This is a genomic window from Ornithinimicrobium pulveris (assembly GCF_050261105.1).
GTDB lineage: Bacteria > Actinomycetota > Actinomycetes > Actinomycetales > Dermatophilaceae > Ornithinicoccus.
In genome coordinates, this window is record NZ_CP189837.1 from 368174 (window position 1) to 394883 (window position 26710).

The following is a 26710-nucleotide window of genomic DNA, read 5'->3' on the forward strand; positions in this document are numbered from 1 at the left end:
CCTCAGGGTCGCAGGGCGGTGAGTTCCACCTCGACGAACATCTTGCTGCTCTTGGAGCCGGTATAGATCCCGCGAAGTGGCGGCACGTCGCCGTACTCCCTGCCGCGCGCGACCTCGACGTGGCGACCACCCGGCTGAATGGCGTTGGTCGGGTCCATCCCCACCCACTCGCCGTCCCACCAGCGGATCCAGGCGTGCGACTCCCCGGTGTAGGGCACCCCGATCTCCGGCTCCCGCGCCGGCAGCAGGTAGCCGCTGACGTAGCAGGCCGGGATGCCGACCGAGCGCAGGCAGCCGATGGTCAGGTTGGACATGTCCTGGCAGACACCGGACCGGCCGGCCCAGGCCTCGGCGGCACGGGTGTGGACGCCGGTCGAGCCCGAGACGTAGGTCATCTCGTCGTGGATCATGTCCACCACCTCGCGGGCGCAGGCCGAGGGTCCGACGGTCCGGTCGGCGATCTCGCGCACGCGCTCGAGCAGGTCCTCCGGCGGCTGCACCGAGGGCGACTGCAGGAGGTATTCGCTCAGGTCGTCGAAGACCTCGGCCGAACGCACGTCAGCCCACGACAGGCCCTCGCCCTCGGCGCTGGGACGCTGCACATCGACGGTGGCGCTCGCGGTCACCGCCAGCCGCTGGTGCGGCTCGTGCACCTCGAACTGGGTCACCGTGGTGCCCCAGTAGTCGGTGTAGGTGTTGGTCCAGGCGGTCGGGCTGATGTCGACCTTGGTGTGCAGCACCTGCTGGTGCAGCGTCGACCTCGGCGACATACGGGCCTCGTTGAAGGAGTGCGAGGCGGTCCCGGCGTACTCATAACCGGTGCGGTGGACGACACGGAGCAGCATCAGCGCACCCCCGCCCGCCACACCGTCTGACCGGCGCCGTCGAAGTAGTGCTCGGAGACCGCGTCGTTGACGGCGCTGCAGGTGCGCTGCAACTGGTTCATCCGGGCGGGCAGGTCAGCCATCAGCTCCTCCAAGGATCCGAACTCCAGTTCTGCGCGGGCGCGCCCCAGGGCCCGCAACGCCTCATCCGTGCGGGGGCCGCGCCGCAGCCCGAGCCCGGACTCCAGCGCCTGCAGGGACTGCTCGGCCTGGTCCAGCGAGAACAGCACCGAGCGCGGGAACAGCCGGTCGAGCAGCAGGAACTCCACCGCCTGCTTGTCCGTGGCCGCGCCGCGATAGGTCCGGATGAAGGCATGGTGCGCGCCACAGGCCCGTAGGGTCTGCGTCCAGGCATACGGGCTGTCGGTGTTGTAGGCGGCGGACTCGATGATCCGGGAGGTCATGTCCACCCGCTCCAGATAGCGACCCAGCATCAGATAGCGCCAGCCTTCGTCCTGGCTCATCGTCGAGTCGGCGATCCCGCCCACGACGGCGCAGCGCTCGCGGACCAGCTGGCAGGCCCGCGGTGCGGGAAGGTGCTGCAGCCGGTTGCCGGCCATGATGTTCCAGGTGGTGTTGATCGCCTCCCACATCTCGGTGGAGACGGTCTCGCGGGAGCGTCGAGCGCTCTCGCGGGCCCCGTGGAAGGCGGCGACCATCGAGGTCGGCGAGGAATCGTCCCACCCCAGCAACTGGCGCACGGTCTGGTGGTCGGGGCTGGACTCGTCGTCGATCCCCATCACCCGCAGCAGCACCTGGCTGGTGGCCTCTTCATCGACCACCGGGTCCTCCAGCAGCAGGGTGAGGTGGACGTCCAGCAGGCGCGAGGTGTCCTCGGCCCGCTCCAGGTAACGCCCGATCCAGTAGAGCGACTCCGCGATCCGGCTCAGCACGGCATACCTTCCTCGGTGGTCGGCCGGGTGGCGGTCCGGGTCGCCCCGGCCGCCTGGTCCGGCTGGTGATCCAGCTGTTGCTGTTGCTGTTGTTCCTGCTCAGCGGGCTCGGCCTCGGAGCGGCGCAGCGCGACCTGGGGGGCGGGGGCGACCTGGATGGGGCGCACGGCCCGCGGTTCGATCCGGGTCCGGCGACCGTCGCCGGAGAGCACCCAGGTGTCCTTCGAGCCGCCGCCGCGGCTGGAGTTGACGATCAGCTCGCCCTCGCCGAGCGCGACCCGGGTGAGTCCACCGGGCAGCACCCACACCTTGTCGCCGTCGTTGATCGCGAACGGGCGCAGGTCCACGTGTCGCGGGCGCATCCCCTCATCGACCATGGTCGGGACCGTCGACAGCTGCACCACAGGTTGGGCGATCCAGCCGCGCGGGTCGCGGGTCACCGTCGCGCGCAGCTCGTCGAGCTCGGCGCGGCTGGCCTGCGGCCCGATCACGATCCCCTTGCCGCCGGATCCGTCGACCGGCTTGAGCACCAGCTCGTCGAGGCGGTCCATGACCTCCTCGCGGTGCTCGGGCTCCTCCAGCCGCCAGGTGTCGACATTGGGCAGGATCGGCTCCTCGCCCAGGTAGTAGCGGATCAGCTCGGGGACATAGCTGTACATCAGCTTGTCGTCCGCGACGCCGTTGCCGACCGCGTTGGCGATCGTCACATTGCCGGCGCGGGCCGCGTTGAGCACGCCCGGGCAGCCGAGCACGGAGTCGTTGCGGAAGGCGACGGGGTCGAGGAAGTCGTCGTCGACCCTGCGGTAGATCACGTGCACGGGCTGCAGGCCCTGCGTGGTCCGCATCATCACGCGGCCACCCTGGGTGAGCAGGTCGCGGCCCTCGACCAGCCGGCAGCCCATGAGGCGGGCGAGCAGCGAGTGCTCGAAGTAGGCCGAGTTGAACGGACCAGGGGTGAGCACGACGACCTCGGGGTCCTGGACGCCGGACGGCGCGGCCGCCCGCAGCGCCCGCAACAACCGATTGGGGTATGCCGCAACTGGCCTGATCCGGTGTGTCCCCACCACCTCGGGCAGGGTAGAGGTCATCGCGTGACGGTTGGTCAGCACGTAGGACACGCCACTGGGGATCCGCACGTTGTCCTCAAGGACGCGGAAGTCGCCATTGCCGTCGCGGATGAGGTCGATTCCGGAGACGTGGACGCGGACGCCGTTGACGGGCTGGATGCCGAAGGCGACGCGGTGGTAGTGCTTGGAGGTGGTGACCACGTGGCGGGGCAGCACCTTGTCGGTGACGATCTGCAGGGCGCCGTAGACGTCGGCGAGGAAGGCCTCGAGGGCGCGGACCCGCTGGGTCACGCCCTCCTCGACGTGCGACCACGTGGCGGCCTCGATGATGCGGGGGACGATGTCCAGCGGGAAGGGTCGCTCCTCGCCCTCGAAATCGAAGGTCACGCCCTGGTCGTGGTAGGTCTTGCTGACGTACTCCGCGCGGTTGCGGACGTCCTCCTCGCCCAGTTGACCGAACTGCCCGGCCACCTGTTCATAGGCGGCTCGGAGGGCGCCGCCGTCCTCGACGGTCTCGTCGAAGATTCCGGGCGTGGTGGGGTAGTTCTCGAACGCGCCAGCCATGCCTCAACCCTAGGGGGTGGGGTTCGGCGCGGTGTGGAAGAGTGGTGAACGCCAGACCGGACCCCCGCGCCCAGGAGGACGCCCATGCCCATCGCCACCCCCGAGGTCTACGCCGACATGATCGACCGGGCCAAGGCAGGCAGTTTCGCCTACCCGGCCATCAACGTCACCTCGAGCCAGACCCTCAACGCCGCCATCAAGGGCTTCGCGGACGCGGGCTCGGACGGCATCATCCAGGTCTCGACCGGCGGTGCGGAGTACTTCTCCGGCCAGGGGGTCAAGGAGATGGTGACCGGCTCGCTGGCCTTCAGCGCCTTCGCGCACGAGGTCGCCAAGAAGTACTCGGTCAACATCGCCCTGCACACCGACCACTGCCCCAAGGACAAGTTGGACGGCTTCGTGCGCCCCTTGCTGGACGCCTCCATCGAGCGCGTCAAGGGCGGCGGCCTGCCCTACTTCCAGTCGCACATGTGGGACGGCTCCGCGGTGCCGCTGGAGGAGAACCTGGAGATCGCCCAGGAGTTGCTCGATCTGGCCGCCCAGGCCCGGATCATCCTCGAGGTCGAGATCGGCGTCGTCGGCGGCGAGGAGGACGGCGTGGCCAACGAGATCAATGACCAGCTCTACACCACCGCCGAGGACGCGATCGCCACCGTCCGGGCGCTGGGCTCAGGGGAGAAGGGGCGATATCTGACCGCGCTCACCTTCGGCAACGTCCACGGCGTCTACAAGCCCGGCAACGTCAAGCTGCGCCCGGAGATCCTCCAGGACGCCCAGGCCGTGGCGGCCAAGGAGCTGGGTCTGGACGAGGACGCACGCCCCTTCGACCTGGTCTTCCACGGCGGCTCCGGTTCCAGCGCCCAGGAGATCTCCGACGCGGTCGACTACGGCGTGGTCAAGATGAACATCGACACCGACACCCAGTACGCCTTCACCCGTCCGGTGGCCAACTTCATGCTGAAGAACTACGACGGCGTGCTCAAGGTGGACGGCGAGGTCGGCAACAAGAAGCAGTACGACCCCCGCACCTGGGGCAAGGAGGCCGAGGCGGCGATGTCAGCTCGCATCGTCGAGGCCTGCGAGAACCTGCGCTCCGCGGGCACCAGCCAGTGACCGTCCCCGGCGCCGACCTGCTGGGCATCCCGCCCACCCACCTGCCCGAGGACCCTGCTTCCCACCTGCTCGCCAGCGGCGACGCAGATGCCCGGGGGGCAGCTACGGCATACCCGGCCTCGAGCCTGGCCTGGGCGACGCTGGCCGAGGCCGCGCTCGAGCAGGGTGACGATGTGTCGGCCTACGCCTTCGCGCGCACCGGCTATCACCGCGGACTGGACGCCCTGCGGCGCTCGGGCTGGCGCGGCCAGGGGCCGGTCCCCTGGGAGCACGAGCCGAATCGCGGGTTCCTGCGCGCCCTGGCCGCGCTCGCCAAGGCGGCTGGGCGCATCGGGGAGACCGAGGAGGAGACGCGGTGCACGGAGTTCCTGCGCGCCTCGTCCTCGACCGCGGCGCGAGAACTGGGTCTGTAGGAGGAGCCGGTCCGTGGGAGAAAGCGGGTCTTGACCCCAAGCGCTGGGGGCACCGGGGCCGCCGGTGCCCCCCGCGCCCCCGAGCGTCAGACGGCTCGCGTCCCCTGACGTCTCGTCCGACCGGGACTATGTAAGCAGACCCGAAGGGGTGAAGCTGGCCTAAGTCTGCCAGTGGCCGTATCCTGCCATGCGTGAACACTCAACAAGGTGTGACGCTCAGTGGGGAGGCCGAGCAGTTCTACCGGCACGTGCTGCGCTCGGCGCGGGCGGACGTGGATGAGCACGCCGTCGCGATGGGGTGGCCGATCCGCCGGGCCCAGCGCGTCGCGCGCGAACTGGAGCGGCTGCGGTTGGTGATCCGAACGGATAAGGGCGTCCTGAAGGTCGATGATCCGCGGGCTGCGGTGGGCCGTCTGGTGGACCGCGAGGAGGCGGCGCTGGACCAGCGTCGGGCGACGTTGACAGAACTCCGGTCGGCGATGGAGAGCTACGAGCAGGACTACCGGCGGGGGCTGCAGCGCGAGATCGAACCCAGCCTGCCAGCGGTCGAGCGCATCTCGGCCGGGCACGGGCCAGCGGTGGTCGACCGGCTCTACCGCACCTCCGAGGGGGACGTCCTGCAGGTGAGCGCCGAGGTCGCGATCGGACCGGGCTATGACGAGGACGTGCGGCGCAAGTTCCGCGAGGTGCTGGCCGGCGGTCGGGTGATCCGCTCGATCTTCCCGCGCTCGATGCTGCTGGACCCGCGTCTGCACGCGCTCGCCAGCGCCCGTGCGGAGGCTGGCGAGCAGCAGCGCTTCCTGCCCGATGACCAGATCCGGGTCGACTTCGGGGTCTGGGGCCGGACCGGGGTGCTGCTCGACGAGGGCGGGGGCGCGGACTCGGACTACCTTCTGCTGCGCACGCCGGTGGTCCTGGACGCCTTCACCACGCTCTTCGAGGAGCTGTGGCGACGAGCCGAACCGGTCCTCAGCCGGGATGCCAGCGCCGAGGACGTCAAGATCCTGGACCTGCTCTCGCTGGGGCTCAAGGACGAGGCGGTCGCCCGCCAGCTGGGCCTCGGGCTGCGCACCGTCCGGCGCCGGATCGCCGCCCTGATGGAGGACCACGGCGTCGACACCCGTTTCCAGCTGGGTCTGGCGGTCGGCGGCCGCGATCTGCTCGGGGACCGGCGACGATAGAGTGTGGTGTCCGTTCCCCGACCGCGACGAAAGGCAGGGGTATGCCAGCGATCGTCCTGGTCGGCACCCAGTGGGGTGACGAGGGTAAGGGCAAGGCGACCGACCTGCTCGGCTCCCGCATCGACCACGTGGTCAAGTTCAACGGCGGCAACAACGCCGGTCACACGGTGGTCATCGGTGACCAGAAGTACGCCTTGCACCTGCTGCCCTCGGGCATCCTGTCACCGGGCGTGACCCCCGTGATCGCCAACGGGGTCGTCATCGACCTCAGCGTGCTGATCGACGAACTGGACGGACTGGAAGCACGGGGCGTGGACACCTCGCTCCTGCGCGTGTCCGCCAACGCGCACGTCATTCCGCCCTACAACCGGGTGCTGGACAAGGTGACCGAGCGCTTCCTCGGCAAGCGCCGGATCGGCACGACGGGACGGGGTATCGGCCCGACCTATGCCGACAAGATGAACCGCGTCGGTATCCGGGTGCAGGACCTCTACGACGAGTCGATCCTGCGGCAGAAGGTGGAGGCCGCGCTGGGCTTCAAGAACCAGCTGCTACTGAAGATCTACAACCGCCGGGACATCGAGGTCGAGGAGGTGATGGGCGAGCTGCTCCGGCACGCCGAGCGGATCCGCCCGATGGTGACCGACACCGCGCTGGAGCTCAACGAAGCGCTGGACCGCGGAGAGACGGTGCTCTTCGAGGCGGGCCAGGCGACACTGCTCGACGTGGACCACGGCACCTACCCGTTCGTGACCTCCTCCAACGCCACTGCTGGCGGTGCCTGCACCGGAGCGGGCGTGCCGCCGACGCGCATCGATCGCGTCATCGGCGTCTTCAAGGCCTACACCACCCGCGTGGGAGAGGGCCCGTTCCCGACCGAACTCGAGGACGAGGCCGGCGAGCACCTGCGTGAGGTCGGGGCCGAGTTCGGCACCACCACGGGTCGACCCCGGCGCTGCGGCTGGGCCGATGTGGTGATCGGCCGCTATGCCACCCGCGTCAACGGACTCACCGATGTCGTCCTCACCAAGCTCGATGTGCTGACCGGTCTGGACAAACTCCCCGTGTGTGTCGCCTACGACGTCCAGGGCGAGCGCTTCGATGAGATGCCGGTCAATCAGTCCGACTTCCACCACGCCCGCCCCATCTACGTAGAGCTGGACGGCTGGACCGAGGACATCTCCGGCTGCCGGCGCTTCGAGGAACTGCCCGAGGCCGCCCAGAACTACGTGCTCCACCTCGAGAAGTGGACCGGCGCGCGCATCTCGGTGATCGGCGTCGGCCCCGGGCGCGACGAGGTCATCGTCCGGCACGACCTGCTCGGCTCCGACGACGTCCACTGACCGGGGACCCGGTTTGCCCCGACCGGGGACCCCGTATGTCGTGACCGGGGACCCGGTTTGCCCCGACCGGGGACCCGGTTTGCCTCGACCGGGGACCCGGTTTGTCCCGACCGGGGACCCCGTATGTCGTGACCGGGGACCCGTTCTGCCGGCACCGGGAATCAGCTGGGCAGCGCGGTGGTGAGTGCGGGAAGGGCCGCGGTCACCGTCGTGGGTAGCGAGCCTGCGAAGGGCTCGACGGAGACCGGGGCCGCCTTACGGGTGGGCCGCTTCCAGGTGCCGATTGCCCGACCGCGGTGCAGGAGCGTCGGACGGAAGACGCCGTTGTTGCCGGGGACGACCAACCCTTCCTCCTCGCGGCTGAGCACCGCGCGTCGATCGCCATAGCCGAGCACGATCTCATCGAAGCCCGGGAGAAGCAGCGGCCGGCTGGTCGAACGCTTTCGCGCCGGGTAATCCGCGAGCACGGCCGGATCGACCCAGTGCTCCACACCGTCGACCTCGAGCACCTCCACCTGAGCGCGAACCTCGTCCAGCACCGGGGCGACATCCCGCTTGAGCAGTTTGGTCCACCACAGGAAGTCGGCCACCGGCACAGGGCCGTGGCTGCGGACATAGCGCAGCAACCACTCGGCCACCGCAGTGTCCCGGTCCAACTCTCGCGGGCGCGTGATCCACCGCTCGTGCAGCACGAAGCGCTGCTCCTTGCCTTCGACAGGTCCCTGGCAGAGCACGCCGCTCACCGCGAGGTGGAAGATCGTGTGATAGCCCCGCCCGGACCCCACGTCCAGCCCGGCGTCGGTCCAGGCGGCAAGCAACTGCGCGCGGACCAACCCGCCCTCGCCGAGGGCCTCCCTGGCCACCTCCTCCGCTCGCTCAAGATGCTCCTGCGTCAGGCCCAGCTCCGCCCGCCGTCTGACCGTCGAGCGCAGCACCGGCTCCGCGGTCAGCGAGAGCATCCACCCCAGGTCTTCGGCAGCCACCACGAAGAGCGTCCCGCGCATCGGCCAGCTGCGCACGATCTCGCCGGCGTCGTAGGCATCCCGAACGCCCTGCACGTCTCGGCCGCTGGTGCGCAGCGCGATGGACACCATCGAGCCGGGATAGTCCTGACCCTGGGTGCACGTGAGGTGGTGCACCGCCGACGCAGGTGTCGGCAGCGGGTCCAGCAGACCTTGCGACAGCAGCCGCATCCGGCCGACGTCGCTCGGCTCCCACGACGTCATCGCTGCTCCTCCGCCGGGGAGGCATCCACGGCGTCCACCGCGGCTGCCTTGCGCCAGCCCATCTCAGCGTCCGCGGTCGGCGCGGGACCCAAAGGTGAACCGAGTGCAGTCGGTGGGGAAGTCGAACCACGCCAAAGCCCGGTGCGGGGTGATCACGCGCAGCCCACCGCCGTCCTCGCCAGCCCAGGCGTCCGGGCTGGGGGCGTAGGAGGAGGGCGAGCCATCGTCATACTTGGCGAACGCCGCGGACAAGGCGAGGCCGAGCTCGCCCGGATCGGCCCTGGTCGCGCGGGAGTCCCCCTCCACGATCACCACCTCGGTCCCGCTCTCCAGGGTCAAGGTGACCGCGGGGTTCAGCTCCACGTTGCGGGCATGCCGGGTCGTGGGTGCGCCGTCGTACCAGAACCGTCCGCCCACCCACACGCCCCAGCGAGGCACAGAGTGGGGGCGGCCATCCGGGCGGACGCTGGCCAACCAGTACTCCCGCGACGCGATGAGCCGCGGCTCGACCTGCGACCAGTCGAGCAGGCCATCGGTGGTTTCTGGCAGGCCGTACCCCTCGGGGAGCGTTGGTCGCTCCGGTTGGGGTGCGGACGCGGGGTCCGACGGCCCGGTCGAGTCCTCGGATGGCGTGCTCGGGTCCATGGCTCAACAACCTAGACCCGAGCACCGACAGCCGTCAGTCGTCGTCGTCGGTGTGCTTGGCTCGGGAGACGATCTTGGGGTCCGGGTCGAAAATGACCGTGTCGTCGCGGCCCTCGTAGTCGAACTGGTTGAGGAAGGCGCGGATGGCGTTGATCCGGGCGCGCTTCTTGTCGTTGGACTTGATCACCGTCCACGGCGCGAACTTCTTGTCCGTGAGATCGAAGGTGGTCTGCTTGGCCGCGCCGTAGTCCTCCCAACGGTCCAGGCTCTCCAGGTCCATCGGCGAGAGTTTCCACTGCCGGACCGGGTCGATCTGGCGCAGGGCGAACCTGGTCCGCTGCTCGTCCTGGGTCACCGAGAACCAGAACTTGGTCACGGTGGTCCCGCTCTCGACGAGCATCTGCTCGAACCGGGGCGCCTGCTTCATGAAGATCTCGTACTCCTCGTCGGTGCAGAAGCCCATCACTCGCTCCACCCCTGCGCGGTTGTACCAACTGCGGTCGAAGAGCACCATCTCGCCCTCGGTCGGCAGATGGCTGACGTAGCGCTGGAAGTACCACTGCCCCTTCTCGGTCGAGGACGGCTTGTTCAGAGCGACGACGCGCGCGGCACGGGGGTTCAGATGCTCGGTGAAGCGCTTGATCGTCCCTCCCTTGCCAGCAGCGTCCCGGCCCTCGAAGACGATGACGTGCTTGGCGCCGGTGTCCTGGGTCCAGTACTGGAACTTCAGCAACTCGACCTGCAGCGCGTACTTCTCGTTCTCGTAGGCCGCCTCGTCCATCAACTCGTCGTAGGGGTAGCCCTCGCGCCAGGTCTCCACGGCGCTGCCGTCCGGTGCGATCAGCACCGGGTCCTCCTCGGTCGCGCCGCGGACCGTATACCCCTCGATCCGCAGCTTGTCGATGTACTCGCGAAGGTTCATGCGCTGGACCATGCCTCATCTTTGCACCCCACCGACGGCGGCCTGCTCGGGGTTCGGGTAGGGCAGACTGATGAGCGTGACCGCTCTCCACACGGGGTCGTTGACCCGGGAGGATCTGGATGCGCTGCGCCCTGACCAAGGGGCGAAGACCTCCTGCACGTGGACCGGCCGTTCCGGGTCGAGCTGAGCCCGGCACAGTTGCTCGCGGAGTCCTCAGCCCACCCAGGTCCGGGCGTTGCGGAACATCCGCAGCCACGGGCTGGCGTCCTCGATCGCGCCGGTTGTCCACGACAGTTGAGCATTGCGCTGCACCCGCTCCGGGTGCGGCATCATCGCCGTGAACCGCCCGTCCGCGGTGGTCACCGCCGTGAGGCCGTCCGGGGAGCCGTTCGGGTTCATGGGGTATGTCGTCGCCACCTTCCCGTGGCCGTCGACATAGCGCATGGCCGGGTGGACAGCGGCCGCATCGCCCTGCCGGGAGAAGTTCGCTCGCCCCTCCCCATGGGCGACCGCGATCGGGATCCGGGACCCGGCCATGCCGGAGAAGAAGATCGAGGGGGAGTTCAGCACTTCGACCATCGACAGCCGCGCCTCGTACTGCTCGCTGCTGTTGCGCACGAACCTCGGCCACGCCTCGGCGCCCGGGATCAGCCCGGCCAGCGCGGCGAACATCTGGCAGCCGTTGCAGATGCCGAGGGCAAAGGTCTCCTCGCGGGCGAAGAAGCCGGCGAACATCTCGGTCAGCCGTTCGTTGAAGAGCACCGACCGAGCCCAGCCCTCACCCGCGCCGAGGGTGTCGCCATACGAGAAGCCACCGCACGCGACGAGCCCATGCACCTCGGAGAGGTCGAACCGGCCGGCCTGCAGGTCGGTCATGTGCACGTCGTAGGTCTGGAAGCCGGCGCGGTGGAAGGCGTAGGCGGTCTCCACGTGCGAGTTCACGCCCTGCTCGCGCAGGATCGCCACCGGCGGCCGGGCGCCCAGGTTGACGTTGGGCACGGAGCGGCCAGTCTCCGAGGGATCGAAGGTGAGGGCCACGTGCAGGCCGGGGTCCTCGTCCGCGCCCACCGCGGCGTGCTCCTCGTCAGCCAGCTCGGGGTTGTCCCGCAGGCGGGAGATCCGCCAGGAGACCTCGTCCCAGGCCTGGGCGAGGTCGCGCACGGACTCATCCAGGGTGATCGTGCCCGCGCGGACGCGGACGCGACGCTGCGTGGTGGACCGGCCCAGGTGGTGGGTCAGCGAGCTCAGGCCGTGCGCCTCGAGCACCTCGCCGGCTTCGTGGAGGCGGTCCGCAGGAACCTCCAGCACAACCCCCAGTTCCTCGGTGAACAGCGCGGCCAAGCCGCTGGTCCGCAGGTCGTGGACCTCGCCGCTGCCCGCCGGGACCGAGACCTCCAGCCCGACACCGCCCGCGAAGGCCATCTCGCACAGGGTCGCCCAGAGCCCACCGTCGGAGCGATCGTGATAGGCCGTCACCAGCCCCTTGGCCCGCAGCTCGGTCAGCGCCGAGGCGAGTGAGAGCAGCCGCTGCGGATCGTCCAGGTCCGGCACCGCCCCGCCGAACTCGTCCAGCACCTGGCCCAGGATCGACCCGCCCAGCCGGTCCTTCCCGGCGCCGAGGTCGACGAGCAGCAGCTCGGAGCCCGTGTGCAGCTGCGGGGTGAGTGTGCCGCGCACGTCGGGGAGCGAGGCGAAGGCCGAGACCACCAGCGAGACCGGCGAGACGACCTGCCGACGCTGGCCGTCCTCGTCCTGCCAGGTGGTCCGCATCGACAGCGAGTCCTTGCCGACGGGGACGGAGATGCCGAGGGCCGGGCACAGCTCCATCCCGACGGCATGCACCGTGTCGTAGAGCGCTGCGTCCTCGCCCTCCTCACCGCAGGCGGCCATCCAGTTGCAGGACAGTTTGACGCCCGAGAGGGGGGAGGAGTCGTCGAGCGGCACGACGGGAGCGGCCAGCAGGTTGGTGATGGCCTCACCCACAGCCATCCGGCCGGAGGCGGGGCCGTCCACCGCAGCGAGCGGCATCCGTTCGCCGGTCGCCATCGCCTGCCCCGCCAGCCCGACCAGGTCGGACAAGGTGACCGCGACATCGGCGACCGGCACCTGCCACGGGCCGACCAGCTGGTCGCGGTGCGAGAGCCCGCCGACGGTCCGGTCACCGATCGTGATCAGGAACCGCTTGGAGGCGACGGAGGGGTGACGCAGGATCCCGTATGCCGTGTCCCGCACCGCATCCGCCGTGCCGGCCAGCGCGCTGAGGTCGAGCTCCTCCGTGCTTCGGGTCACCCGGTGCACATCACGCGTCATCCTCGGCGGCTTGCCCAGGAGCACCTCCATCGGCATGTCCACGGGGCGGTCGTCTTCCTCCACCCCGGTGACCACCAACTGGCCGTCGTCCCGCGCGACCCCCACCACGGCATACGGGCAGCGCTCGCGCTCGCACAGGGCGGCGAAGGACTCAAGCGACTCGGGCGCGATCGCCAGCACGTAGCGCTCCTGGCTCTCGTTGCTCCAGATCTCCTTGGGCGAGAGACCGGACTCCTCGAGCGGGACCGCCGAGAGCGCGAAGCGAGCACCCAGACCGGCATCGTCCACCAGCTCGGGGAAGGCGTTGGACAGACCCCCAGCGCCGACGTCGTGGATCGCCAGCAGCGGGTTCTCGCCGGTGAATAACCCGGCCGACCAGCAGTGGTTGATCACCTCCTGCGCGCGGCGCTGCATCTCCGGGTTGCCGCGCTGCACGGAGTCGAAGTCCAGCTCAGCGGTGTTGGCGCCGGCCGCCATCGAGCTCGCCGCGCCGCCGCCCATCCCGATCCGCATCCCCGGCCCGCCGATCTGGATCAACAGGGTGCCGGCGGGGAAGCGGACCTTCTCGGTCTGCTCGGCGCTGATCGCCCCCAGGCCGCCCGCGCTCATGATCGGCTTGTGGTACCCGCGGCGGACACCGTCGACCGTCTGCTCATAGACCCGGAAGAAGCCACCCAGCCCCGGTCGGCCGAACTCGTTGTTGAAGGCCGCGGCCCCGATCGGGCCCTCGGTCATGATCTCCAGCGGCGTCGCGAGGTGACCTGGGGCGCCATACACCTGGGACTCCCAGGGCTCATGCGTGTCGGGCAGGTGGAGGTGGGAGACGGCGAACCCGGTGAGGCCGGCCTTGGGCGCGCTGCCCCGCCCGGTCGCGCCCTCGTCGCGGATCTCGCCGCCGGCGCCGGTGGCCGCGCCGGGGAAGGGGGAGATCGCGGTCGGGTGGTTGTGGGTCTCCACCTTCATCAGGACGTGGACGTCGTCCTCGCGCTCGACGTAGGGGCTGGGGCCGCCGCTCTCGGGGAGCCAACGGGTGACCCGGCCGCCGGTCATCACCGAGGCGTTGTCCTTGTAGGCCACGACGGTGCCTGCGGGCGAGCGTTCCTCGGTGTGGCGGATCATCCCGAACAGGCTGCGCGGCATGGTTTCGCCGTCGATGACGAAGTCGGCGTTGAAGATCTTGTGTCGACAGTGCTCGGAGTTGGCCTGGGCGAACATCGTCAGCTCGACGTCCGTGGGGTTGCGGCCCAGCCCGGTGAAGGCGTCCACGAGGTAGTCGATCTCGTCCGGTGACAGCGCCAGACCCCAGGCGGCGTCGGCCTCGACCAGCGCCTCGTGGCCTCGACCCAGCACGTCGACGTGCTCCATCGGCGCAGCCGCACGCTCGTCGAAGAGCTCGGCGGCCAGCTCGCGGGTGGGCAGCACGGTCTCGGTCATCCGGTCGTGCAGTACCCGGGCGCAGGCCCACCACTGCTCCTCGTCCAGCCCGCCGTGGTCGTCCAGCTCGAGGTGGTACTCGGTAGTCCGCTCCACCCGGTGCACGTCGAGCCCGCAGTTGTGCGCGATGTCGGTGGCCTTGCTGGCCCAGGGGGAGATGGTGCCCAGGCGCGGGGCGACGATCAGCACGGCCTCGTCGGGCCGCTCGGGGTCGGTCTCGGGGTCGCCCTCCTCCTCCGTCTCCACCATGTCCCGCCCGGTCCACGGCTCGCCGTAGCTGAGCAGAGCCTCCAGCGCCGCGTGCAGCTCGGGGCTTGGCTCGGTGTCGGTCGCGACCCAGTGCACGTGCCGCGCGGAGACGCCGGTGACGCTGGGCACCGCGGCGCGCAACCGACGCAGCAGCGCCGCCGCCCGGAAGTCGGACAGCGCCGACCCGCCGCGGACGTAGGTCAGGTGGTGGGGGTGGGTCGCCATGGGGTGGCTGGGCTCCTCGGGCGGGGATGGATCGATCAGGTATGCGGTGTGGCCGGGTCGACCTCGAACGGCTGGCCGGTGAGGGTCTCGTAGGCCTCGACGTAGCGGGCGCGGGTCAGGGCGACGACGTCGTCGGGCGGAGCCGGGGGTGGGCTGTCGGATGCCTTGTCCCACCCGCTGTCGGCGGAGGTCAGCCAGTCGCGCAGGACCTGCTTGTCGTAGGAGGTCTGCGGCCGACCCGGTTCCCATTCCGCGGCGCGCCAGAAGCGTGAGGAGTCGGGGGTGAGGACCTCGTCCGCGAGGATGATGTCGACATCCGCCGGATCCACTGCGGCCCAGTCGATCTCGTCCTCCATCGCCTGTTCGGTGGAGATGCCGAGGGCGTCGGCGAGCTGGTGCGGATCGACACCGAACTCGACCTTGGTGTCGGCGATCAGGATGCCGCGCTCGCCGGCGATCTCGTTGCCGCGCTGCAGGATCGAGACAGTCAGGTCGCGCAACCGGGCCGCCAGCCGGTGGCCGACGAGGTCGGCGACCTGGCCGAAGCTGATCGGCTCGTCGTGCTGGCCGACGGGTGCTTTGGTGCTCGGGGTGAAGATCGGCTCAGGGAGCCGGTCGCCGTCCACCAGGCCCGGCGGGAGCTCGACGCCCGAGACGGTGCCGGTGGCGGCATACTCCGCGAATCCGCCGCCGGTGAGGAAGGCGCGGGCGACGCACTCGACCGGCAGCATCCGCAACCGGCGCACCGTCACCGCCCGGCCCGCAACCTGGTCAGGCACGTCGGTGGAGACCACGTGGTGCGGGGCGAGGTCGGCGAGCTGGTCGAACCACCACAACGAAAGCTGGGTGAGGACCGCGCCCTTGTCCGGGATCGGGGTGTCGAGGATGTGGTCGTAGGCGCTGATCCGGTCCGAGGCCACGAGCAGGATGCGGTCCTGGTCGCGCTCGCCGGTCGCGGGGTCGAGCGGGGCGTAGAGTCCGCGGACCTTGCCGGAGTAGATGAGCTCGTGGCCGGGCAGGTCGCCGAGAGCGGACGGCACTCGGATGTCGCCCTGCTCGGCGGCGCGCGCGATGTCCCCGCGGAACTGAGCGTCCTCGAGCTGGATCCGGTGCACGGCCGCGTAGGCGCGGGCCCGGGCCGCGGCGAGGTCCCTGCCGAGACTGACGACAGACAGCACTCGACCGCCGGCCGAGACGAGGTGGCCGTCCTGGTCCCTGGTGCCAGCGTGCAGGACATGGACGCCCTCCACCTCCTCGGCGCGACGGATGCCGGTGATGGGCGAGCCGGTCTGTGGGCTCTGCGGGTAGCCGGGCGCGGCGACGACGAGAGTCACGCTGTGCTCATCGGACCACTCCAGTGGTGGCAGCTCGGCCAGCCGTCCCTGCGCGGCGGCGAGCAGCACGCCGGCCAGTGGTGTGCGCAGGCGTGCGAGCACGGACTGGGTCTCGGGATCGCCGAAGCGGGCATTGAACTCGACGACGCGCGGCCCGCGGGAGGTCAGCGCGAGACCGACGTAGAGCACGCCGACGAAAGGGGTGCCGCGCCGCGCCATCTCCCGGACGGTGGGTCGGGCCACCCGGTCGAGGACGTCCCCGACCAGGCCCGGCACCTGCTCGGTGGCCCAGGTGAGGGGAGAGTAGGCGCCCATGCCGCCGGTGTTGGGGCCCTCGTCGCCGTCGCCGATGCGCTTGAAGTCCTGGGCGGGTTCGAGGGGCACGACGGTGCTGCCGTCGCACAGGCAGAAGAGCGACACCTCAGGGCCGTCGAGGAAGTCCTCGATGACGACTCGGCCGCCCTCCTTGGCCAGGCAGGCGCGCGCGTGCTCGACGGCTTCGGAGCGATCGGGCGTGACGACGACACCCTTGCCGGCGGCGAGCCCGTCCTCCTTGACGACATACGGGGCGCCGGTGGCCTCGAGCGCGGCTTCAACCTCGACCTCGGTGGAGCAGACATGCGCTGCGGCGGTGGGGACGCCGGCGGCCGCCATCACCTCCTTGGCGAAGGCCTTGCTGCCCTCGAGCCGGGCTGCCTCCGCGGTCGGGCCGAAGCACGGGATGCCGGCCTCGCCCAGGGCATCGGCGACTCCCGCGACGAGCGGCGCCTCGGGGCCGACGACGACGAGGCCCACCTGCTCGGCCCGGGCCAGATCGACCACGGCAGCGGTGTCAGTCGGGTCGCCCGGCACCAGTTCGGCCAGCGCACCGATGCCGGGGTTGCCGGGCAGGGCGAGGAGGGCGGTGACGGTGGGGTCGGCGGTGAGGGAGCGGGCCAGCGCGTGCTCGCGGGCGCCGGACCCCAGGAGAAGGACCTTCACGACGGTCGAGCCTAATGGTGGGGCGGGCGCGGACACGGATCGGGTGCTCGATGGTGGCGCGGGCACGGGTGTGGGTCGGCGTGGCGACCGGACAACGGGTGGGAAAATAGTGTGGCCCTCCTGGGAGGCAGGGGGGTATCTCCCAGGAGGGCCACTTCGCAGGGCAGGGTCTGTTGGGCAGATGGGGGGGCATTTCCCAACGACTCGCACAATCCCTGCGCCCGACCGAAGCCGGTAAACGTGAGCATGGCACACGGCCGCAGTAGTTGTCACCTTCACCATTGACGGGTTGGCGCCACTGACGGAGATCCGACATGATGGTCCGCATGGCGGCGGGGAAGGGGCAGGTCGAGATGCAGCATGAGGAGCCATCGGGTGGCCACCGCGAGGACGTCAGGCACGAACTCGAAGACGTCAGGCACGAACTCGAAGACGTCAGGCACGAACTCGAAGACGTCAGGCAGGAAGTCGGCGACCTCAGGGCTCGTCAGCCGCAACCCCGCACCTCCCCCGGACCGTTGTCGCGGGGGGAGGCCTACGAGGAGTTCGTGGGCCGGGTTTATCTCACCGCGGTCCGCCTCGGTCGGCCCACGCGTGCGCTGCTGCTGGCCGAGGGGCTGAGCGATGACGAGATCGATGACGCGATGGCCGAGCTGGCCTCGCGCGGCTACCTCCTCGAACGCGAGCCCGGGACCTGGGAGATCACCCCGCCGCGGGACGCCATCGCCCGGCACCTCGATGCGGTGGAGCGCCGCCTCGCGATCAGCCGGGCCACGGCTGCCGAGGTGGACAGCCTGTGGCGGCGGTCGGTCGAGCTGGCCGAACCCACGCACGCCGAGGCGCCCGGCCTCGATCTGATCAGAGGGGTGGCGGAGATCGAGAGGCGGATCCTCGGCCTGCACCGGATGAGCGCCACCCGGCTGTGGTGGGCCATGGATGGCTCGACCGCAGCCCGCAACGTCCTCGCCCGCGCGGTGGAGGAGCCCGAGGTCCTCGCGGTCCGCGAGGGCGTCCAGCTCCGGGTCATCCTCGACACCTCGCTGCTGGAGGAGCGGTCCGCGCTCCTGCACATGGAGCGTTGTCGGGCGGCCGGCCACCCGGTCCGCGTGGGGCGGGGCGTCCCGTTCAGCGCCATGGTCTGCGACGACACCTCGGCCCTGATCGACCTCAGCGCTACCGATGACTACGGAGACGGCTCCTTCGAGGTCCGCCGCGCCAACCCGATCCGCGCCGTCGGCCGACTCCTGGAGGAGGTGTGGACCTTGAGCACCCCCTTCGAGGAGACGGTAGGCGCCCCCGGTGAGCAGGCGCCGCTGGGTGAGCGTGACCGCCGCATCCTGTCCCTGCTCACCAGCGGCGCCGGTGACCAGTTGATCGCGCGGCAGGTCGGTGTCTCGGTGCGGACCGTGGAGCGGCGGGTCCGCTATCTGATGGATCATCTGGGCGCGGCGACCCGCTTCCAGGCCGGGGTGCAAGCCGCACGCCGAGGCTGGATCTGACCGGTAGAGTGTGGGCTTTGCCAGCCTGTCGAAAGAGGGAGCGAGTGAGCACGACGGCGGACGACGCGGGCGTGGTCAGCGCGGAGATCGCGGCCGAGCAGCAGCACGTCGACCGGGTCTACACCGAGTTGGCCAAGGCCGCCGAGCGGATCGAGCTGGTCCACGCCGAGGGGATGGCCCGCGGTCAGACCGACCGCCGCGGCACCGGTGACCCCCGCGAGGAGGAGATGGCCGGGCTCTTCGAGCGGGACGCCCTTGTCTTCTCCGCCAGCAAGCGCCGCGCCTCCCTCGAGCACCAGCACGAGGGCCTGGTCTTCGGCCGCCTGGATCTCGAGCACGCCGTCCCCGACGAGCACGGCAGCACCCGCGAGGTCCGCTATGTCGGTCGCCTCGGTGTCCGCGACGACGACTACGAGCCGCTGGTCGTGGACTGGCGCGCACCCGCCGCCGCCCCCTTCTACCGCGCCACCCCCGTCGACCCGCTGGGGGTCCTGCGCCGCCGGGTGCTGCGCTGCAAGGGCGAGCAGGTCGTCGGTGTCGAGGACGACCTGATGGTCGCGGACGCGCCGGACGACCTCGTGGTCGTCGGCGACGGCGCGCTGATGGCCGCCCTCACCCGCAGCCGCGGCGCCCGCATGCGCGACATCGTGGCCACCATCCAGCAGCACCAGGACGAGGCCATCCGCGCCCCCGCGCGCGGCGTCACCGAGATCACCGGGGGCCCCGGCACGGGCAAGACCGTGGTGGCCCTGCACCGGGCCGCCTACCTGCTCTACTCCGACCGCCGGCGCTTCGAGAGCGGAGGCGTGCTGGTGGTCGGACCCTCCGCCGCGTACACCGCATACATCGAGCGGGTGCTGCCCTCCCTGGGCGAGGAGAGCGTCGTCCTGCGCTCCATCGGTGACGTCGTCGGCGGCCTCACCGCCACCCGTCTGGACCCGCCGGAGACCGCGGCGATCAAGGGCTCGCTGCGCATCCGCCAGCTGCTCGCCCGCCTATCCCGCCGCGCGATCCCGGGCTCGCCAGAGCTGCTGCGTACTTTCGTGATGGGCACCGCGATCCGGCTTGAGCGGGCCGACCTGGACCGCGCCCGCGCCCAGGTGCTGCGCCACCACCACCGCAACACCTCCTACGACGCGGCCGTCGAGGCGCTCGCCGGGCTCGCGTGGGAGCAGGTGCAGCACGGGGAGCGGCAGGAGTTCGTCGACCGGTTCGTGGACTCGGGCGATGTCGAGGCCTTCATGCGCGAGTGGTGGCCGCCACTGGATCCGCGTGAGCTGCTGCTCTGGCTGGCCGACGAGGACCTCACCCGCGAGCTCGGCGTGCTCTCCCGCGAGGAGGCGGCCCTGGTGGCCACCTCCTACCAGGAGGCGCTGCGCACCGGCGCCTGGTCGGTCGCCGACGCCGCCCTCGTCGACGACCTGCACGCTCGCCTGGGGCAGATGGTCGACCTGCCCAGCGAGGAGCGCGGCTTCTACGAGATCGAGGAGCTCGACGACGCGTCCCAGTATGGCGTGTCCGCCCTCCGCGTCGGCGCCGACGGCTCGGTCGGCCGGGGTGAGCGTGGCCGGTCCGACAACGGGACTTCGCCGCAGGACCGCGGAGTCGACGACGAGCAGGGTCGCCGCGAGAACCCGCGCACCGATGCCGACGGCTTCCTGCGGGGCGAGTACGACCCCTCGACCTCCGAGCGCATCTCCCAGGACCCGCGCTCGCGCCTGCTGTCCGGGCGGATCACGCCTGCCGAGGAGTACGCCCACGTCCTCGTCGACGAGGCCCAGGACCTGTCACCGATGCAGTGGCGGATGCTGGGTCGCCGCGGCCGCTGGGCGTCCTGGACGGTGGTGGGTGACCTCGCGCAGGCGTCGTGGGGTGACCTCGAGGAGGCCGCGCAGGCGCGCGAGGAGGCCTTCGGCAGCCAGGTGCGGCGCGGCTTCCACATGGACACCAACTACCGCAACGCGAGGGAGATCTTCGACCTCGCCGCCCGGGTGATCCGCGAGCACGTCCCGGATGCCGACATCCCGCAGGCCGTGCGCGAGACCGGGCACGAGCCCGTCGAGCGAACCGTGGGTGCCGAGGGTCTGGTCGAGGAGGCCCGCGAGGCGCTTGTCGAGCTGCTCGGCCAGGTCGACGGCTCGGTCGCGATCATCGCCCCCGAAGCGCACCGGGAGGCGCTCGCTGGGCTCGCCGGGCTCGACCGCCGGGTGCTGGTCATCGATCCGCTGTCGACCAAGGGCCTGGAGTACGACGCGACCCTCGTCGTCGACCCCGACGAGATCGTCGCCGAATCTCCCGGCGGGGTCCGGGTCCTGTATGTCGTATTGACCCGAGCCGCACATCGCACCACCATCCTGCGCGTGGGTTGAGCGGTACCACTGTCGTGACCCACCCGCGCCTGACTGTCACCGGACCGCTGGCGCTGGCGGTGGTCGGGCTGGCTGGTTGCGATGCCGGTCCTGAACCGAGCGCTGAATCCGGTCCGGACCCGACCGACGCCACTGCGGTCACGACGTCGCCACCTGCAGACGGGGCCTCGACCACGGGGGATGAGGGGCGGCATACGGGCGCGGAGGAGGCGACCGAAGACGAGGCGAGCGGGGTCGCCACGGTGCTCTTCGCCGGAGACCTGATGCTCGGGCGCTCGATCGGTGACCTGATCCTGGCGGAGGGGTCGGACGCGCCGTGGGAGGGGATCGCGGAGGAGTTGGCGGCGGCCGACCTGCGCGTCGGCGTGCTGGAGACCGCAGTGGGCACGGCCGGGGAGGCCGAGGACAAGATCTTCACCTTCCAGGCTCCTCCCGAGGCTGCCGACAGTGTGGCCGCCGGTGGCTTCGACGTGGTGACGTTGGCCAACAACCACAGCTATGACTACGGCGCCGAAGGATTGCTGGAGACGGTGGAGCTGGTGTCGGCGGCCGGGGTGGAGCACGTGGGGGCCGGCGTGGATGACGAGGCCGCCCACGCACCCGTGGTGGTGGAGGCCGAGGGGGTCGAGCTCGCCTTCCTGGGCTACGTCTCCGTGCCCGATGACTGGACGGGCTACCAGAATCGGGCCTGGGCGGCGGGTGACCAGAGCCCCGGGGTGGCGTGGGCGGATCCCGATCTGATCGCCCAGGATGTGGCCCGCCTGGCGGGCGAGGTGGACCACGTCGTGGTGCTGCTGCACGCGGGGGACGAGGGATCGACCGTCGTCAACGAGGTGCAGGTGGCGGCGGCCGAAGCGGCCTTCGAGGCGGGGGCGTCGGCGGTCGTGGGGTCGCACCCGCACGTGCTGCAGGGCTATCGCTACGCCGACGAGACGCTGGTGGCGTGGTCGTTGGGCAATACCGTCTTCGACGGCTTCGGCGACTATCCCGAGAGTCTGCGGACAGCCTTGCTGTCGGTGACCTTCACCAACGACGCGATCGAGAGGGTCGAGTGGCTGCCGGCCACCATCGACGAGCGCGGGCTGCCCTGGGCGGTCGACCCCGAGGGTGAGGTGGGGGCCTCGATCCTGGCCGAGCTGGAGCAGCTGCCCTCGCCCGAGGTCTGGCCGAGCGGGTCCTAAGCAGCCTGTGGATCGCCATACATCCTGTCGGTGCCGACCGTTAGGGTCGGGAAGGTGAGCACCGCCCTGTACCGCCGCTACCGGCCCGAGTCCTTCGCCGACGTCATCGGACAGGAGCATGTCACCGAGCCGCTGATGCAGGCGCTGCGGTCGGGGCGGGTCAACCACGCCTACCTGTTCTCCGGCCCGCGCGGATGCGGCAAGACGACCAGCGCCCGGATCCTGGCGCGCTGCCTCAACTGTGAGCAGGGGCCGACCGCCGAGCCGTGCGACACCTGCGACTCGTGCGTGGCGCTGGCGCGTGACGGCGCGGGGACGGTCGATGTGATCGAGATCGACGCCGCCAGCCACGGTGGTGTCGATGACGCGCGTGACCTGCGGGAGCGGGCGGCCTTCGGTCCCGCGCAGTCGCGCTACAAGGTCTACATCATCGACGAGGCGCACATGGTGACGCCCAACGGTTTCAACGCGCTGCTCAAGGTGGTCGAGGAGCCGCCGCCGCACGTGAAATTCATCTTCGCGACCACGGAGCCGGAGAAGGTGCTGGCCACCATCCGCTCGCGCACCCATCACTACCCCTTCCATCTGGTGCCACCGCAGCGGCTGACCTCCTATCTGGAGCAGGTGTGCGAGCGGGAGGGGGTCGCGCTGGAGCCGGGGGTGCTCTCCTTCGTCACGCGCGCCGGTGGTGGCTCGGTGCGTGACTCGCTGTCGGTGCTGGACCAGCTGATCTCGGGGGCCGGCGAGGAAGGGTTGACCTACGAGCGGACAGCCTCGCTGCTGGGCTTCACCGATGTCGAGCTGCTCGACGCGGTGGTGGATGCGGTGGCCGCGGGGGACGCGGCGACGGTCTTCCAGCAGGTGGACAAGGTGATGGAGTCGGGGCACGATCCGCGCCGTTTCGTCGAGGACCTGCTGGAGCGCTATCGGGATCTGATCGTGCTGACCGCGGTGGGCGACCAGCCGGTGGGTGGTCTGCTGCCGGGCCTGCCGGAGGACCAGATCGAGCGGATGCGCCACCAGGCCAGGGTGCAGGGACCAGAAGCGCTCTCCCGCGCGGCGGACGTGGTGAGCCGGGGGCTGTCGGAGATGACCGGGGCGGTCTCCTACCGGCTGATGCTGGAGCTGCTCGTGGCCCGCTTGCTGCTGCCCGGCCCCTCGGGTGAGGAGGGCTACGGCACCCGGCTCGACCGGCTCGAGCGCAGGTTGGCTGCGGGAGAGTCGGGGTTGGGCTCGAGCGCGCGTTCGACGACAGCCGCCCCCAGCCCTGCGCGCCCGTCGCACGAGCGGCCAGAGCCTGCCCAGCAGCCGACCACCCAGTCTGGCACGCAGTCCGGCGCGCAGACCACATCCCAGGGCCCTGGTGTGCTCGACACCGCGGCGATGCGCCGACAGTGGCCGGATGTCCTCGAGCAGGTGAAGGCGATCAGCCGCCAGACGTGGAGCGGTCTGCAGACGGCCCAACTGCTGGACTTCGACGGCCGACGGGTGCTGCTCGGCAAGCCGGACCACTGGTGGGTCGAGAAGTTCATGGGGACACGGCACGAGGAGACGCTGCGGACCGCGCTCTCGGAGTACCTCGGCCTCAACGTCGCCATCGACGCGGTCGTCATGGGTGCCGACGGCGATGAGGGGGCGCAGCCGCCGAGCCAGCCAACCCACCAGCAGGCGCAGCAGGCGCGCGAGACCCAGTCCTCACCGCCCGATGTCCCGAGCTCGCCGTCCGATGCCCCGACCACGCATCCCGAGGCGCAGCAGGCCGCCCCCGAACGTCCGCAGCGTGGACAGCTCCGCACCCGGGCCGGCGGTCCGGCCACGCCGCCCGGGGCCGCGTCCACCGGTGCGCCACCCGCCACGCACCCCGCAGCCGGATCCCGACCTGCCGTCCCCCCGCCGGTCGCCGACCAGCCCGGCACGCCGGGGGAGGCCCCCGAGGTCCGGGCCAGCCCGGAGCCCGAGGCCCCGCGGCCGTCCATGGCCGATCAGCTCGGCGCCGGGCGCTCCGCCCCAACTCGCCCGACGGGTCCCGACTGGTCCCAGCAGGCACAGTCCGGCGGCGCAGCGCCCGCGTGGGCCAGCGCCCCGGTCGAGGACGCAGCGCCGGCATCGCCCGCACCTGCCCATCAGGCCCCCAGCGACGATGGCCCAAGCGAGGATGCCCCCAGCGACGATGCCCCCAGCGACGATGACGAGGACCTGTCCACGTCCAACGCGGTGGGCCAGCCTGTCGTCGAGAACGTCCTGGGCGGTACCGTCATCGCCATCAACGACGATCCCGTGGGCTGAGAGAGGACGAGCCGATGATCTACGAGCTCCTGCATCCGATCGTGACCCCGTTGGCGACCGCTATCTGGCGCCCCGAGGTGGTCGGCACCGAGAACGTGCCCAAGGACGGTCCGGTCATCCTGGCCAGCAACCACCGCTCGTTCATCGACAGCGTGGTCATCCCCCTCACCTCCCCGCGTCAGGTGGCTTTCCTGGCCAAGTCGGAGTACTTCACCGGCAGCGGCGTCAAGGGGTGGATCAGCCGCGAGTGGTTCACCGGTGTCGGCTCGATCCCGGTCAACCGCGACGATCCCCGCGCCGCCCAGCAGTCGCTCGACCTGGCGCTCGCGCATCTGCGCGGCGGGGGTGTCTTCGGCATCTACCCCGAGGGCACGCGCAGCCGCGACGGGCGCCTCTACCGCGGCAAGACGGGCGTCGCCTGGCTGGCTCTCGAGGCGCAGTGCCCGATCGTGCCGGTCGGACTGCAGGGCACCCAGGACATCCAGCCGGTCGGATCGCGCTTCCCGCGCCGGGCCAAGGTGCGGGTCGAGTTCGGCGAGCCGGTCGAGGTGGCCGGCCGCTACGAGGGCGTCCCGCAGGGCAAGGCGCGTCGCGAGATCACCGACCAGGTGATGGAGCGGATCCTGGCAATGAGCGGCCAGGAATGGGCCGGGGAGTACAACCAGCGCGCTCCTGGCGGCGCTGTCTGACCGAAAGGCCTCGCTCCCGCGAATTCTGTGGGACGCTGGCTCATGCGTGCGCGTCAGCACCAGGAGCCTCCGGGCCGATTCCGGTATGCCGTGCGCCTCGCCTGGGCGGCTCTGCTGGGGGCGCTGCCCGTCACCCTGTCAGGTTGTATCGCCCCGGACATCAACGTGATCGGTGGGGTCGGTTTCGCGGTGGATGACCAGGGCAGGCTGATGGTGGTCGTCGAGGGCTGCGGCCGGCCGGTCGTGCGGGTTCACATGGCCTACAACCGCGAGGGGCTGACCTCCGATGAGGAGCCGAACGAAGAGATCGGCGAGTGGACTCTCGATGACTCCCAGAACCCGCCCGCCCAGCTCGTCATCAGCGACCCTGGACCCGAGTGGACGGGATCAGCGGTGCGGATCGACCCCGAGCGCGGCGTGATCGCCGACGGGCTGGGCGAGAGGTCGGACGTCCTCACCCAGGCCAGCCTGGCGCCTGGTCAGATCCCGCAGCTCGAGCCCGGAAAGGTCTACTACACGCCTCGGGGTGACCCGGTGGCAGTGGCTGGGACGCGGGCGGAGTTCACGGCCTGGGCCTGCAGTGATCGGGACGATATCTAGCGAACGGGATGACATCTAGGGAGCAGGGGAGCGCCTACAGTGGGCTGTTGTGTATGAAGGTGTGGTCCAGGACCTGATCGACGAGCTCGGCCGCTTGCCGGGCGTGGGCCCCAAGGGGGCGCAGCGGATCGCCTTCCATCTGCTCACGGCCGACCCTGACGACATCACCCGCCTCGCCGACGCCCTCATCCAGATCCGCGAGAAGGTGTCCTTCTGCGAGATCTGCGGCAATGTCGCCGAGTCCGAGCAGTGCCGCATCTGCCTGGACGAGCGCCGGGATCGGAGCCTGATCTGCGTGGTGGAGCAGAGCCAGGACGTCGCCGCGATCGAGCGGACCCGGGAGTTCAGAGGTCGCTATCACGTCCTCGGTGGGGCCATCAATCCCATCGGTGGCGTCGGTCCCGAGGACCTGCGGGTCCGTGAGCTGATGACCCGGCTGGCCGACGGCCAGGTCTCAGAGGTGATCATCGCCACTGATCCCAACCTCGAGGGAGAAGCCACCGCGACCTACCTGGCCAGGATGCTGGCCACTTTCGAGGGTGTGCGCGTCAGCCGGCTGGCGTCCGGTCTGCCCGTCGGGGGCGATCTGGAGTATGCCGACGAGGTCACCCTGGGTCGGGCCTTCGAGGGCCGTCGTGTTCTTTCCGGAGGTCCTGCGGCGCCTTCCAACCCGTAGCGGGCGGCAGGCCCGTAGTGTGGGGGACATGAGCGAGGCGGAGGACCAGGGCTGGGACGAACTGGCGCGGGAGATGCACCAGGAGGTTGCGGCATACTTTGGGGCCCTGCGTGAGGTGACCTCGGGAGAGGCGCCGGACTCCGCGCTCCCCGTCCTGCTGCTGGCCGTCGGCCAGTTGTGCGCGGCTGGCGCCCGGATCGGTGCGCTGGTCGATGTCGTGCCGGACGAGCGTTTCGAGCCCGACGCAGGGCCGGACTCCGACCTGGAGGAGATCCGGGAGCGACTGCACGACCTGCTCGGGGGCGTCGACAGCTACTGCGATCTTGAGGACCCCGTGCTGACGGGAGAGGTCACCGACGGCTCGCTGTCCGCGGATCTGGTCGCGATCGCCGCGGACCTGGAGCACGGGTTGGTGCACTACGAGGCAGGTCGGTCGACCGAGGCGATGTGGTGGTGGCAGTTCAGCTATCTGTCGTCCTGGGGGGAGCGCGCAGCCTCGGCGCTGCGGGTGCTGCTCACGCTGCTCGCGCACGTTCGGCTGGATGCCGAGGAGGAGCATGTGATGGAGGCCGAGATGGCGGCACTCCACGCAGTGGATTAGACACGCAGTGGATTAGCCCGCAGGC

At 70.5% G+C, this 26710-nt stretch carries 21 protein-coding genes; 12 read left to right on the forward strand and 9 right to left on the reverse strand.

What is annotated here, in order from left to right; all coding sequences use genetic code 11:
* Nucleotides 1–2: 2 nt before the first annotated feature.
* Genes ACQBAT_RS01655 through ACQBAT_RS01665 form a run of 3 tightly spaced genes read right to left on the reverse strand, consistent with a single transcriptional unit; the run spans nucleotide 3 to nucleotide 3408 of the window.
* Nucleotides 3–845: a transglutaminase family protein gene (locus tag ACQBAT_RS01655; protein WP_420748430.1), complete on the reverse strand. Its 843-nt coding sequence runs from the start codon at nucleotides 843–845 to the stop codon at nucleotides 3–5.
* The gene (locus ACQBAT_RS01660) at nucleotides 845–1777 is read right to left on the reverse strand and encodes an alpha-E domain-containing protein (RefSeq protein WP_420748431.1); all 933 of its coding nucleotides are present in this window, start codon (nucleotides 1775–1777) and stop codon (nucleotides 845–847) included. The genes ACQBAT_RS01655 and ACQBAT_RS01660 overlap by 1 nt, the downstream gene beginning before the upstream one ends.
* A complete protein-coding gene (locus ACQBAT_RS01665) occupies nucleotides 1771–3408 on the reverse strand; it encodes a circularly permuted type 2 ATP-grasp protein (protein WP_420748432.1) in 1638 nt (545 codons plus the stop codon). The genes ACQBAT_RS01660 and ACQBAT_RS01665 overlap by 7 nt, the downstream gene beginning before the upstream one ends.
* Nucleotides 3409–3492: 84 nt before the next feature.
* Here ACQBAT_RS01665 and fbaA point away from each other — a divergent pair, with 84 nt between their 5' ends.
* The 4 genes from fbaA (at nucleotide 3493) to ACQBAT_RS01685 (ending at nucleotide 7458) form a co-directional block, all read left to right on the forward strand.
* Nucleotides 3493–4521: a class II fructose-bisphosphate aldolase gene (gene fbaA, locus ACQBAT_RS01670; RefSeq protein ID WP_420748433.1), complete on the forward strand. Its 1029-nt coding sequence runs from the start codon at nucleotides 3493–3495 to the stop codon at nucleotides 4519–4521.
* Nucleotides 4518–4934: a DUF3151 domain-containing protein gene (locus tag ACQBAT_RS01675; protein WP_420748434.1), complete on the forward strand. Its 417-nt coding sequence runs from the start codon at nucleotides 4518–4520 to the stop codon at nucleotides 4932–4934. The genes fbaA and ACQBAT_RS01675 overlap by 4 nt, the downstream gene beginning before the upstream one ends.
* Before the next feature lie 191 nt (nucleotides 4935–5125).
* Entirely contained in the window at nucleotides 5126–6115 is a 990-nt protein-coding gene (locus ACQBAT_RS01680) for a hypothetical protein (RefSeq protein ID WP_420748435.1), read from the forward strand.
* Nucleotides 6116–6156: 41 nt separating this feature from the next.
* Nucleotides 6157–7458 carry an adenylosuccinate synthase gene (locus ACQBAT_RS01685; protein WP_420748436.1) on the forward strand — a complete coding sequence of 434 codons (1302 nt, stop codon included), beginning with the start codon at nucleotides 6157–6159 and terminating at the stop codon, nucleotides 7456–7458.
* Between the two features lie 161 nt (nucleotides 7459–7619).
* On the opposite strand, the gene ACQBAT_RS01690 is transcribed toward ACQBAT_RS01685, so the two are convergent.
* The 6 genes from ACQBAT_RS01690 to ACQBAT_RS01715 all read right to left on the reverse strand — a co-directional run bounded on the left by ACQBAT_RS01690 (nucleotide 7620) and on the right by ACQBAT_RS01715 (nucleotide 17281).
* Complete coding sequence (locus tag ACQBAT_RS01690) at nucleotides 7620–8684, reverse strand: winged helix DNA-binding domain-containing protein (RefSeq protein WP_420748437.1); 1065 nt, start codon at nucleotides 8682–8684, stop codon at nucleotides 7620–7622.
* A 63-nt stretch (nucleotides 8685–8747) separates the two neighbouring features.
* Nucleotides 8748–9329, reverse strand: coding sequence for a pyridoxamine 5'-phosphate oxidase family protein (locus ACQBAT_RS01695; RefSeq protein WP_420748438.1), 582 nt, complete (start codon nucleotides 9327–9329; stop codon nucleotides 8748–8750).
* Nucleotides 9330–9363: 34 nt separating this feature from the next.
* A complete protein-coding gene (gene ppk2 / locus ACQBAT_RS01700; RefSeq protein WP_420748439.1) occupies nucleotides 9364–10263 on the reverse strand; it encodes a polyphosphate kinase 2 in 900 nt (299 codons plus the stop codon).
* Nucleotides 10264–10464: 201 nt separating this feature from the next.
* On the reverse strand, nucleotides 10465–14469 hold the full coding sequence (gene purL / locus ACQBAT_RS01705) for a phosphoribosylformylglycinamidine synthase (protein ID WP_420748440.1): 4005 nt from the start codon (nucleotides 14467–14469) through the stop codon (nucleotides 10465–10467).
* Between the two features lie 35 nt (nucleotides 14470–14504).
* A complete protein-coding gene (gene purD, locus ACQBAT_RS01710) occupies nucleotides 14505–16784 on the reverse strand; it encodes a phosphoribosylamine--glycine ligase (protein WP_420748441.1) in 2280 nt (759 codons plus the stop codon).
* A gap of 275 nt (nucleotides 16785–17059) precedes the next feature.
* Nucleotides 17060–17281: a hypothetical protein gene (locus tag ACQBAT_RS01715; RefSeq protein WP_420748442.1), complete on the reverse strand. Its 222-nt coding sequence runs from the start codon at nucleotides 17279–17281 to the stop codon at nucleotides 17060–17062.
* A gap of 21 nt (nucleotides 17282–17302) precedes the next feature.
* Here ACQBAT_RS01715 and ACQBAT_RS01720 point away from each other — a divergent pair, with 21 nt between their 5' ends.
* Genes ACQBAT_RS01720 through ACQBAT_RS01755 form a run of 8 tightly spaced genes read left to right on the forward strand, consistent with a single transcriptional unit; the run spans nucleotide 17303 to nucleotide 26685 of the window.
* Entirely contained in the window at nucleotides 17303–18283 is a 981-nt protein-coding gene (locus ACQBAT_RS01720; RefSeq protein WP_420748443.1) for a LuxR C-terminal-related transcriptional regulator, read from the forward strand.
* A gap of 44 nt (nucleotides 18284–18327) precedes the next feature.
* On the forward strand, nucleotides 18328–20652 hold the full coding sequence (locus ACQBAT_RS01725) for a HelD family protein (RefSeq protein ID WP_420748444.1): 2325 nt from the start codon (nucleotides 18328–18330) through the stop codon (nucleotides 20650–20652).
* Nucleotides 20649–21833, forward strand: a complete 1185-nt coding sequence (locus ACQBAT_RS01730) for a CapA family protein (protein ID WP_420748445.1) — start codon at nucleotides 20649–20651, stop codon at nucleotides 21831–21833. The genes ACQBAT_RS01725 and ACQBAT_RS01730 overlap by 4 nt, the downstream gene beginning before the upstream one ends.
* Before the next feature lie 54 nt (nucleotides 21834–21887).
* Nucleotides 21888–24119: a DNA polymerase III subunit gamma and tau gene (locus ACQBAT_RS01735; protein ID WP_420748446.1), complete on the forward strand. Its 2232-nt coding sequence runs from the start codon at nucleotides 21888–21890 to the stop codon at nucleotides 24117–24119.
* 14 nt (nucleotides 24120–24133) lie between these two features.
* Nucleotides 24134–24808 (forward strand): lysophospholipid acyltransferase family protein, encoded by a 675-nt coding sequence (locus ACQBAT_RS01740; RefSeq protein WP_420748447.1) that lies wholly within the window; start codon nucleotides 24134–24136, stop codon nucleotides 24806–24808.
* A gap of 42 nt (nucleotides 24809–24850) precedes the next feature.
* Nucleotides 24851–25408 (forward strand): hypothetical protein, encoded by a 558-nt coding sequence (locus tag ACQBAT_RS01745; protein WP_420748448.1) that lies wholly within the window; start codon nucleotides 24851–24853, stop codon nucleotides 25406–25408.
* A gap of 49 nt (nucleotides 25409–25457) precedes the next feature.
* Nucleotides 25458–26084, forward strand: coding sequence for a recombination mediator RecR (recR, locus tag ACQBAT_RS01750; RefSeq protein ID WP_420748449.1), 627 nt, complete (start codon nucleotides 25458–25460; stop codon nucleotides 26082–26084).
* Between the two features lie 28 nt (nucleotides 26085–26112).
* On the forward strand, nucleotides 26113–26685 hold the full coding sequence (locus tag ACQBAT_RS01755) for a DUF5063 domain-containing protein (protein ID WP_420748450.1): 573 nt from the start codon (nucleotides 26113–26115) through the stop codon (nucleotides 26683–26685).
* The last annotated feature ends 25 nt before the right edge of the window (nucleotides 26686–26710 follow it).

Excerpts from the sequence above, each read along its gene's own strand:
- fbaA (WP_420748433.1), top strand. The coding sequence starts at position 3,493 with ATGCCCATCGCCACCCCCGAGGTCTACGCCGACATGATCGACCGGGCC.
- ACQBAT_RS01690 (WP_420748437.1), bottom strand. The coding sequence starts at position 8,684 with ATGACGTCGTGGGAGCCGAGCGACGTCGGCCGGATGCGGCTGCTGTCG.
- ACQBAT_RS01685 (WP_420748436.1), top strand. The coding sequence starts at position 6,157 with ATGCCAGCGATCGTCCTGGTCGGCACCCAGTGGGGTGACGAGGGTAAG.
- purL (WP_420748440.1), bottom strand. The coding sequence starts at position 14,469 with ATGGCGACCCACCCCCACCACCTGACCTACGTCCGCGGCGGGTCGGCG.
- ppk2 (WP_420748439.1), bottom strand. The coding sequence starts at position 10,263 with ATGGTCCAGCGCATGAACCTTCGCGAGTACATCGACAAGCTGCGGATC.
- ACQBAT_RS01740 (WP_420748447.1), top strand. The coding sequence starts at position 24,134 with ATGATCTACGAGCTCCTGCATCCGATCGTGACCCCGTTGGCGACCGCT.
- ACQBAT_RS01755 (WP_420748450.1), top strand. The coding sequence starts at position 26,113 with ATGAGCGAGGCGGAGGACCAGGGCTGGGACGAACTGGCGCGGGAGATG.
- ACQBAT_RS01745 (WP_420748448.1), top strand. The coding sequence starts at position 24,851 with ATGCGTGCGCGTCAGCACCAGGAGCCTCCGGGCCGATTCCGGTATGCC.
- ACQBAT_RS01665 (WP_420748432.1), bottom strand. The coding sequence starts at position 3,408 with ATGGCTGGCGCGTTCGAGAACTACCCCACCACGCCCGGAATCTTCGAC.
- ACQBAT_RS01655 (WP_420748430.1), bottom strand. The coding sequence starts at position 845 with ATGCTGCTCCGTGTCGTCCACCGCACCGGTTATGAGTACGCCGGGACC.
- ACQBAT_RS01695 (WP_420748438.1), bottom strand. The coding sequence starts at position 9,329 with ATGGACCCGAGCACGCCATCCGAGGACTCGACCGGGCCGTCGGACCCC.